The following is a 9,513-nucleotide window of genomic DNA, read 5'->3' as shown; positions in this document are numbered from 1 at the left end:
GACGAAATCCGTTACAATAACGAACGTCTGAAACGTGAAAAGATGGTCTACATCATTATTAAACAAACCTAAGGACTATATAACCACCACTGACGATCCGCAAGAACGTCGTACAGTGATGCAGTTGGTAGCCAAAGCCACCAAAGAACGTATCTACCCTGTAGGCCGTCTGGACCGCAATACTACAGGTCTGCTATTGTTGACCAACGACGGACAGCTTGCCGAAAAGCTATCTCATCCACGCAACAATGTCACGAAAATATATCACGTGGAACTAAACAAAAACCTTAACGCAAGGAGACTTCAACAAAAGCAGACCTGTAGTATTGCGGTCCAGACGGCTACAGGTAGATACGTTCTTTGGTGGCTTTGGCTACCAACTGCATCACTGTACGACGTTCTTGCGGATCGTCAGTGGTGGTTATATAGTCCTTAGGTTTGTTTAATAAGATGTAGACCATCTTTTCACGTTTCAGACGTTCGTTATTGTAACGGATTTCGTCTTTAGCGGGATCTACTTTTGTGCCCAAAGAGGTTACTACCTCGCCATTTACTGTAATAACGCCAGCGGCGATAAGTTCGTCGGCTTTTCTGCGTGAGCAGATACCTGCATTAGCAATGTAACGGTTCAGACGAATCAACCCATCGTCTTTAGCCTCTCTAATGGCAGGTTTTGACGGCTGTCTTACTTTTCTGTACTTAGTATATTTAAATACGTTTTCTTCGTTGTGATCTAAATGCTGAGAAGAAGCTTTATCTGATTTAGAAAATCTTCCTTTTCCCATGGATTTAGAAAATGATTTGTTGTTTGATGCTTTAGCAAAAGATTTTTTGTTGTCTTTTTTGCTGAAACTTCTTTTTGAATTGTCTTTTGAATTAAAGCTTTCAGAGTTGCTTTTTCTCTTTTTGGACTTGTCCTCGCGACTGTTCCTTCTACTATTGAGTGGCATAGTTTTAAATAAAAATTGAGGTACAAAGTTACAAAAAATAATGAGAATTCTCTTGTTTTTTTTACATTGTAGAAATTGCGGTTTCCAGTAAGATAGACCTTGTTTTCGCGAGGAGGTAAAAGATGTGGTTTTGTAACTATTTGTTTTATAGCTCTATAGTTTGTACCTTTGTGCCTTCATGAATGGACCAAGCTATTCCGACTGACTTATTTGGAGTCTTGTAGGTAGCAGTAAGGAAGTGAATGATTAGAAAAAGAGTATTATGTATTACCGCAATTTTTTCGATAATGGTTTTATCGAAGTTGCAGTCAAGCCCCAAAGGAGATTCATTCGAGAATCCGTATAAAAAGATGATGATCGAAGGAGCTGCTAGGCTCAAAGAAAAGTTGAATTCTCCGGAAAAGAAACAGGAAATTTATTACAATTCTCTCACTTTCGCCAATGAAAGTATCCCGGTAGAGAATCATAAGGTAAAAAGCAAGCTAACAAAGTATCTGGCAAAATTTTCGTTTAAGAAGATAGGGTCGCACGACATGCATGCTCGTGCGGAGAAATATCTTCCTAAGATCGAAAAGATTTTGAAATCATACGGTATTCCGGAGGATTTCAAGTATCTCCCTGTGGTGGAGAGTGGATTGGATCCCAGCGTATCTTCACACAAGGGTGCTGGTGGCTACTGGCAGTTTATGCCTAGTACAGCCCGTTTATATGGGTTGCGTGTAGACCATAAGGTGGATGAGCGCAAAAATTTTGTTAAGTCTACGCATGCTGCGGCCCGCTATCTAAAAGATTTGTATAATCAGTTTGGTGACTGGACACTAGTAGCTGCAGCGTATAATATAGGAGAGGGGAGTCTCCGTGCTGCCATGCGTAATCAAGGTAAAAAAAGCTATTATCACCTTAAGCTGAACGAGGAAACAGCTTCTTACGTATATAAGATTATCTCGGTGAAAGAAGTGTTAAGAAAAACCACATTTATACGGATATAGTATTTAAGTAAGAATCCCTATTTTAAGCAGCAAAGCGGACCTGATTTTCGGGGCCGCTTTGTTGTTTTTACAAAAGTGATGAAAGTCATATTTATTCACAAGCTGCGTCATTAGCCTGTCATCAAAGTGTCATTACTTTTACATCGGAAACAAAATGATAAAGTAATGCATTTAGAGCAATTTAGTTACGACAACAAGATAGTTCGCAATTTTGGTATTGCAACTATTATTTGGGGTATCGTAGGTATGTCTATCGGTTTGCTGGTAGCTCTTCAATTGATATTTCCCGAATTGAACTTTATGACGCAGTATACCACGTTTGGTCGTGTACGTCCGGTGCATACCAATGCGGTAATTTTTGCTTTTGTGGGTAATGCCATCTTTATGGGGGCCTATTACTCTTTACAGCGCGTGCTGAAAACAAGAATGTTCAGCGATGTGTTGAGTAAAATACATTTCTGGGGCTGGCAGTTAATTATTGTTGCTTCAGCAATCACCTTGCTGTTGGGTTATACCACATCACATGAGTATGCAGAAATGGAGTGGCCTATAGATGTGGCTATTACCATAATCTGGGTGGTATTTGGTGTGAATATGTTTGGTACTATTATCAAACGTAGAGAGCGCCATATGTATGTAGCTGTGTGGTTCTATATTGCTACTTTTGTTACGGTAGCGGTATTGCATATTGTCAACTCTATCCAGTTGCCTGTTTCCTTTTGGAAAAGTTTTTATGTGTATTCTGGTGTTCAAGATGCGTTGGTACAATGGTGGTATGGACACAATGCGGTTGCCTTTTTCTTGACTACGCCTTTCTTGGGAATGATGTATTATTATTTGCCTAAGATGGCTAACCGCCCAGTATATTCGTATAAACTTAGTATTCTCCACTTCTGGTCTTTGATATTTATCTATATCTGGGCCGGTCCTCACCACTTGTTGTATAGTTCTATGCCTTCTTGGGTGCAGTCCTTGGGTGTTGTATTCTCGGTAATGCTGATAGCTCCTTCTTGGGGAGGTATGATCAACGGTCTTATGACTTTGCGTGGTGCTTGGGACAAAGTGCGTGTGGAGCCTGTACTTAAGTTTATGGTAGTAGCATTGACCTGTTATGGTATGGCAACATTTGAAGGACCTATGTTGTCGCTTAAGCAAGTAAATGCTATTGCACACTTTACAGACTGGATAGTAGCTCACGTGCATATCGGCGCTTTGGGATGGAACGGCTTCATGACGTTCGCCATTCTTTATTGGTTGTTGCCTCGTATCTATAAAACAGAACTTTATTCTAAAAAATTAGCCAATTATCCACTTTTGGATTGGTACACTAGGGATTTTGTTTTATGCCATCCCAATGTATTGGGCTGCAGTGGTTCAGGGGTTGATGTGGAAAGAGTTTACTCCGGAAGGTGTGTTGAAATATCCAAACTTCTTGTCTACTACTTTGGAAATCATTCCTATGCATATGATGAGAGCACTTGGAGGTAGCTTATACCTTACTGGGGTGATTATCATGACTTACAACTTGGTGAAAACTATTAAACAAGGAAAGCTAGTAGCCAATGAACCTGCAGAAGCGCCAGCATTAGAGCCTGTAGTGACACGCGAGCGCATGGCGCACCGTCGTCTGGAGCGTAAACCTGTGTTGTTTATGGTGTTGGCCTTAATAGCCATCCTTATCGGAGGTATGGTAGAGATGATCCCTACATTCACCATTAAAAATAATGTTCCTACCATCGCTAGTGTAAAACCTTATACTGCATTGGAACTACAAGGACGTGACTTGTATATAAGAGAAGGATGTGTTAACTGTCACTCGCAGACGGTACGTCCTTTCCGTTCGGAAACTTCACGTTATGGAGACTATTCTAAAGCCGGAGAATTTGTTTACGACAGACCATTCTTGTGGGGTTCGAAACGTACAGGTCCCGATTTGCACCGTGTGGGAGGTAAATATCCGAACAAATGGCATTTCGACCACATGATGGATCCTACCATCACCTCTCCTGGAAGTATCATGCCGGCCTATCCATGGTTGTTCGAGCAGCAAATAGATTATTCGTTGCTGTCGGATAAGATGAAGGCTATGAAAAAACTTGGTGTCCCTTATACGGACGAGCAAATCAACAATGCGGTACAAGATGCAGAAAAGCAGGCTGCTGGAATTGCTGAAGACTTGAAAAACAACCAAGTGGAAGTGAAATCTGATCGTGAAATCATCGCTTTGATCGCTTATCTACAACGCTTAGGTACCGATATCAAGGCTGAAAAGAAATAATAAAAGTTATGTTCAAGCAAATAACAAATCTGCAAGGAGATGAAATCTATTTGATGATATCGCTATGGATATTCCTCGTATTCTTTGTGGTGGTGGGCATGATGTTAATCTTCATGAAAAAAGATTATGTGCAACATATGAAGGAATTACCATTTGACGAATCAGAACCAAAATCTAATTATTTATCCGACAACAATTAGAATTATGAATGAAATGATAAATGGTACAGAGGCTGTTGCTGAAGTATCACAATGGAAAATAGGGGCAGTAAACTTATATAGTGATATTCTGATTGTCACGTTGATTGTGGTGATGATTACGCTGCTTATTGCAGCGGTGATGGTCAACAAAGCCATGAAGTCCATTCTCAAGGTGACAATGCCAGAAGTAGTGAAGCAAGAAGCCGAAGAGAAGAAGCGCAAAGCAGAAGCCAGAAAGGCCGGATGGAAGGCTTTGTGGAATAAGATCATGGGGATACGCCCTATAGAGCAAGAGAAAGACCTTATTACCGATCACGATTACGATGGTATTAAGGAATTGGACAACCCGGTACCTATCTGGTTCAATGCTTTATTCTATGGAACTATATGTTTTGGTTTTATCTACTTGTTAGTATACCATGTGTTTGGTATCGGAATGAACCAAGATCAGGAATACGAACATGAGATGGCCATGGCAGAGAAAGCCAGACAGGAGTATTTGGCACAAGCGGCAAACCTTGTGGATGAAAATACGGTGGAGTTTAACGAAGCTTTGGCAGCCTCTGGAAAGGCTATATTCACGGCCAACTGTGCAGCATGTCACGGCGCCAATGGAGAAGGAGGAATCGGCCCTAACCTGACTGATAGGTATTGGCTACATGGCGGTGAGATCAAAGACATCTTCAAAACCGTGAAATATGGTGTTCCAGATAAAGGTATGGTGCCTTGGGAACAAACGCTGACCCCGGCACAGATTGCAGAAGTGTCAAGTTATATCATCACCTTGCGAGATACCAATCCGGCTAATGCAAAAGCTGCTCAAGGTGAAGAAGTAGAGAAATATGAATCTGAAAAAGTAGAGGAATAATCCTCCTCTACTTTTTACTGTTGTTTTAATTATTATGTTGAATAAAAAGTGAGCGAAATGGAAACAGTGGTACAAAATAGCGAAGGGCCCGTCCTTCCTTCTAAAGGAAAGAAAAGAAAGTGGATCTATGCAAAGAAGCCTTCGGGCACGCTATATAACTATAGGCAGATTGTGGGTTATGGCTTGTTACTGTTTCTATTTCTCGTCTCCTTTTATCAAGGTAAATGGAAATCCATTCCTGATGTTCAATATTGTGGAGCGTAAGTTCTCCATCTTCGGAAATATGTTTTTCCCTCAGGACTTGTATATTTTCGTTTTCGGTACTTTAATCATATTGGTGAGTATAGTCCTATTTACAGCCGTTTTTGGACGTGTATGGTGTGGATGGACCTGTCCGCAGACAATATTTATGGAGCTTATTTTCCGAAGGATAGAATACTTGATAGAAGGAGATTGGACACAGCAAAAAAAGCTCAATGAGGGACCCAATACGGATGCTCGCGCGTGGAAGAAACTCCTAAAACATGCTCTATTTTTACTTGTTTCTTGTTTTATTTCCAACATCTTCTTGGCGTATATTATCGGTGTTGACGAGCTTATCAAAATCATTACCGAGCCTATAGAGCAGCATCTTGGAGGATTTATAGCCATCGTAATTTTTACTTTGGTATTCTATTCGGTGTTTGCATTTGTGCGAGAGATTGTATGTACGACGATATGTCCTTATGGGAGATTCCAAGGGGTGTTGTTGGACGATCAGAGCATGTGTGTAGCATACAATGCACAACGTGGAGAGCCTCGTGGCAAAAGGAGCAAAAAATCGACAGAACCAAAAGGCGACTGTGTGGACTGTGGGCTGTGTGTGCATGTATGCCCTACAGGAATAGATATCCGCAATGGTATTCAGCTGGAATGTGTCAACTGTACTGCCTGTATTGATGCTTGTGATGCCGTAATGGATAAGCTGGGAAAACCAAAACGACTGATAGGTTTCTATTCGCTAGGACAGGTAGAAGGTAAAAAAGACTTTAAGAAAAACTATACGCGACAAAATATCTATGTTGCAGTTTTGTTGGTGTTGTGTAGTGCCTTTCTCTACTTCATCTTCAGCCGTGCTCCTATCGACGGTTCACTGTTGAGAGCGGCAGGAAGTACCTACCAGTCGCAACCCGATGGAAGGATAAGCAACCTTTATACTATTGAAGTTATCAACAAAAGCGGGAAGGCCGTACCTTTTGAACTTAAGTCTGCCGACAAGAATTTTGAACTCAAGCTCGTAAACAAGATAGATAGCCTTCCCAAAGATGGGGCAGCGAAGCTTTCATTCTTCTTAATAACGGATAAAAAGAATATCAAGACTTACAAGTCGAAGACCGCTGTACAGATATGGTCACAAGGTGAGGAAGTGAATACACTGAAAACAACATTTATTTGCCCTCCTGGGGCTCAATAATTATAAAGATGAACTGGGGAAATAAAATAGTAGTAGGTTTAGGAGCTTTTATGCTTTTTATCGTCGGCTCGGGAATTTATATGGTTACCAAAGATTCCGATTCGCTGATCGATGAAAACTACTACGAAAAAAGTCTGGCCTACGACACCGTTTATGAGCATAAACAAAATGTTCTTGAAGATAATGCAAAGCCCATAATTAGGGTAACAAAAGACAGCTTGCACATTTTGTTCGTAGGAGAGGGTAATACAGGAACATTGACATTAAAAAGACCTTCGGACGGAAAGTTGGACAAGTCGATTCCCTTCAAAAGTGAAGGCAGTGAATTCGATTATGCTACTACCGACTTGACAAAAGGTAACTGGATAGTAGAGATTTACTGGAAGAGAGGTAATAAAGATTATTGGTACAGTCAACCTGTATTTATTACAATAGAAAAAATAGAGTTATAATTTATTAGGCTTTTTCATGGGGTTGTTTGGCAGCTTGCACTGTACGTTAATGTGCGGGCCGTTGGTTTTTGCTTTACAGCAACATCAGCCTTACTCATTTTCTGCCATATTGAACAAGCTACTGTATCAGAGCGGAAGAATTCTCACTTATGGCTTATAGGTTTGATTTTAGGCTGGATTGGGAAAACATTGGTCGTGCAGGAATGGCAGCAAAGTTTTTCTGTAGTTACTGGTTTATTGTTGGTTTGTTTTGGTGTTTTCTATATGATAATGCCCAAATTACCTGTGCTGGCTGCTTTTCAGACCAAGACCATCCAGCCTTTAGTTAATGCCATGGGGAAATGGCTGTATAAGCCTAATGGTTCTTTCGTAGCCGGGATGATCAATGGTTTCTTACCTTGTGGTATGGTATATATGGCTTTGGCCTCTGCCATGAATGCCGACAGCATGATGCTCAGCTTTCAGTTCATGCTTTGCTTCGGACTAGGAACATTGCCTCTTATGATGTTGTTCTCCATGCTGGCCAGCCTGCCTAGAAAATTCATGAAGTTTAGATTTACATCCCTGCTTCCTTTTCTTTACATGCTTATGGGGGCATGGTTTATCCTAAGAGGCTCAAACCTCGATATCCCTTTTTTAAGTCCTTTGCTACATATTGACGGAGCCATATCCTGTCAATAGTTAGCGGGCAGCTACTTTTTTGTTAATCATAAATTTATAACGCCAAAACAGAAGGATGGAAGAGGTTAGCAAGGCTAATGTCAATCCATACCAAACACCTTGCACGCCAAGACCGAGATTTACTCCCATAATATAGCCACTTGGTAGTCCAATAACCCAATATGCTAATAAGGTGATAAGAGTAGGAATATTTACGTCTCCCATTCCCCTTAGTATTCCTAAACCTATAACTTGGGTGCCGTCGAATAGCTGAAATAGTCCGGCAATGATAAGTAGCTGACCGGCCAAGGCTATAACTTCCTGATCGGTAGTCATAAGTCCGGCTAAAGTATGGTTGAATACAGCGAAGATAAGGCCGTGAAAATCATGAATGCCAACACGATATAGTACGAAGTGGTAGCGAATTTCTTGAGTCTGTCGAACTTCTCTTTGCCGTAGCAGTTACCTACCTTGATTGTGGCTGCAGCAGAAATACCTGTGGCCATCATATAGGTCATGGATGCTAATGTCAAGGCTACGTTGTGAGAGGCTTGCTCCAAAGCTCCGATACGACCGGATATTAGCGAAGCTCCTGCGAAGGCACTGACATTCAAAAACATATTGAAAAGCTACGGGAGTACCTATCTTCAGAATTGCTTTGACACGTTTTCCCTGCACAGAAAAGAAGCTAAAGCTTTCCATGTAATTTTTGAAATGCTTGGATCGAAGCACATAAGTAGCCATGACTACCAACATCAATATGCGGTCTATCAATGTTGCTAATCCTACCCCTGCAATGCCTAAAGACGGTATGCCAAACATCCCTTTTACAAAAACAATAGCCAAAATCACATTCAGGACATTCCCCCAGATAGTGATACGCATAGCTTGCTTGGTGAACCCTAAACCTTCGGCAAACTGTTTAAAAGCATTAAAGAGCATTAATGGGAAGATGGACATGCTCAGCATGAAGAGATATGGCTTAGCCTCTTCCACCACCACGGGGTCTTGGCCTATATGCTGCATAGCATACATCGATCCATAGTATACTCCACAGAACAGCATGATGCCACTGAAAAAATTAATCCATATGCTGTTGGATAATAATTTAGCACATTCATCCTTGTTGCCCTTTCCATTGGCTTGCGCGATCAAAGGAGTCAGCCCATAGGCTATGCCCAAGCCGAAAACCAGTACCAACATGAACATGGAGTGGGCTAATGAAGAGGCTGCCAGCGAAATTTTGCCCAAAAAATGACCGATGATTACCGTGTCAGAGGTCTGAACTAAAGTATGACCCAATTGGGAAATAATTACCGGTCCGGCTAAAGCCAGCGTGCTTATGTAATAAGTTTTGCGTTCTTTAATATTTTGAAACATAAAATTTAAAATAGCTTGCAAAGGTACGAAAGTTTCCTTGCAAACTAATTTGATTGTTGGTATCTTTTACAAATGTGTCCAAATATTTACAAATAATTATTTGTCAAAACGTATAATACCTTTACCTTAGCATACTATAACAATATACAGAAATTATGACATTAGCTTTTTTGAATATCGGTACTCAGGAGATGATCCTTATTGTGATCGTTATCTTATTGTTATTTGGAGGAAAGAAATGCCGGAATTGCGTGGACTAGGACGAGGAATTCGTGAATTCAAA

8 protein-coding genes and 5 pseudogenes are annotated in these 9,513 nt (G+C 40.9%); 10 read left to right on the top strand and 3 right to left on the bottom strand.

The features are described from left to right. Window positions 1-311: pseudogene (locus SD31_RS16260) on the top strand (pseudouridine synthase); the annotation flags it as partial. Here the strand turns inward: SD31_RS16260 and SD31_RS12905 are convergent. Continuing rightward, a pseudogene (locus SD31_RS12905) lies at window positions 305-656 on the bottom strand (pseudouridine synthase); the annotation flags it as partial. The pseudogenes SD31_RS16260 and SD31_RS12905 sit on opposite strands and share 7 nt — an antisense overlap. 644 nt (window positions 657-1,300) lie before the next feature. Between SD31_RS12905 and SD31_RS12900 the strand changes: the two are divergent. From SD31_RS12900 to SD31_RS12870, 8 genes and pseudogenes are all read left to right on the top strand, one after another. Further along, the gene (locus tag SD31_RS12900; protein WP_231561619.1) at window positions 1,301-1,939 is read left to right on the top strand and encodes a lytic transglycosylase domain-containing protein; all 639 of its coding nucleotides are present in this window, start codon (window positions 1,301-1,303) and stop codon (window positions 1,937-1,939) included. A 165-nt stretch (window positions 1,940-2,104) separates the two neighbouring features. Next, window positions 2,105-4,217, top strand: a pseudogene (gene ccoN / locus SD31_RS12895) (cytochrome-c oxidase, cbb3-type subunit I). 8 nt (window positions 4,218-4,225) lie between these two features. Beyond that, window positions 4,226-4,417, top strand: a complete 192-nt coding sequence (locus tag SD31_RS12890) for a hypothetical protein (RefSeq protein ID WP_039054435.1) — start codon at window positions 4,226-4,228, stop codon at window positions 4,415-4,417. A gap of 4 nt (window positions 4,418-4,421) precedes the next feature. Further along, window positions 4,422-5,285, top strand: a complete 864-nt coding sequence (locus SD31_RS12885; RefSeq protein WP_231561617.1) for a cbb3-type cytochrome c oxidase N-terminal domain-containing protein — start codon at window positions 4,422-4,424, stop codon at window positions 5,283-5,285. Window positions 5,286-5,342: 57 nt separating this feature from the next. Next, on the top strand, window positions 5,343-5,549 hold the full coding sequence (locus SD31_RS21030; RefSeq protein ID WP_316929882.1) for a hypothetical protein: 207 nt from the start codon (window positions 5,343-5,345) through the stop codon (window positions 5,547-5,549). Next, on the top strand, window positions 5,464-6,738 hold the full coding sequence (gene ccoG, locus SD31_RS12880) for a cytochrome c oxidase accessory protein CcoG (RefSeq protein ID WP_316929881.1): 1,275 nt from the start codon (window positions 5,464-5,466) through the stop codon (window positions 6,736-6,738). Before SD31_RS21030 ends, ccoG begins: the two co-directional genes overlap by 86 nt. 8 nt (window positions 6,739-6,746) lie before the next feature. Beyond that, window positions 6,747-7,190, top strand: a complete 444-nt coding sequence (locus tag SD31_RS12875) for a FixH family protein (RefSeq protein ID WP_039054434.1) — start codon at window positions 6,747-6,749, stop codon at window positions 7,188-7,190. A 16-nt stretch (window positions 7,191-7,206) separates the two neighbouring features. Continuing rightward, a pseudogene (locus tag SD31_RS12870) lies at window positions 7,207-7,871 on the top strand (sulfite exporter TauE/SafE family protein). On the opposite strand, the pseudogene SD31_RS19455 reads toward SD31_RS12870, so the two are convergent. Then, window positions 7,872-8,419, bottom strand: a pseudogene (locus SD31_RS19455) (MATE family efflux transporter). Next, a complete protein-coding gene (locus SD31_RS12865; protein WP_231561613.1) occupies window positions 8,313-9,230 on the bottom strand; it encodes an MATE family efflux transporter in 918 nt (305 codons plus the stop codon). Before SD31_RS12865 ends, SD31_RS19455 begins: the two are co-directional and overlap by 107 nt. A 155-nt stretch (window positions 9,231-9,385) precedes the next feature. On the opposite strand from SD31_RS12865, the gene SD31_RS21405 reads away from it, so the two are divergent. Further along, window positions 9,386-9,490 (top strand): twin-arginine translocase TatA/TatE family subunit, encoded by a 105-nt coding sequence (locus tag SD31_RS21405; RefSeq protein WP_410528267.1) that lies wholly within the window; start codon window positions 9,386-9,388, stop codon window positions 9,488-9,490. Window positions 9,491-9,513: the final 23 nt, after the last annotated feature.

This window comes from Sphingobacterium sp. T2 (assembly GCF_000814685.1).
Lineage (GTDB): Bacteria > Bacteroidota > Bacteroidia > Sphingobacteriales > Sphingobacteriaceae > Sphingobacterium > Sphingobacterium thermophilum.
Note: the sequence above shows the minus strand (reverse complement) of the source record. Positions and strands in the feature narration are given on the sequence as shown.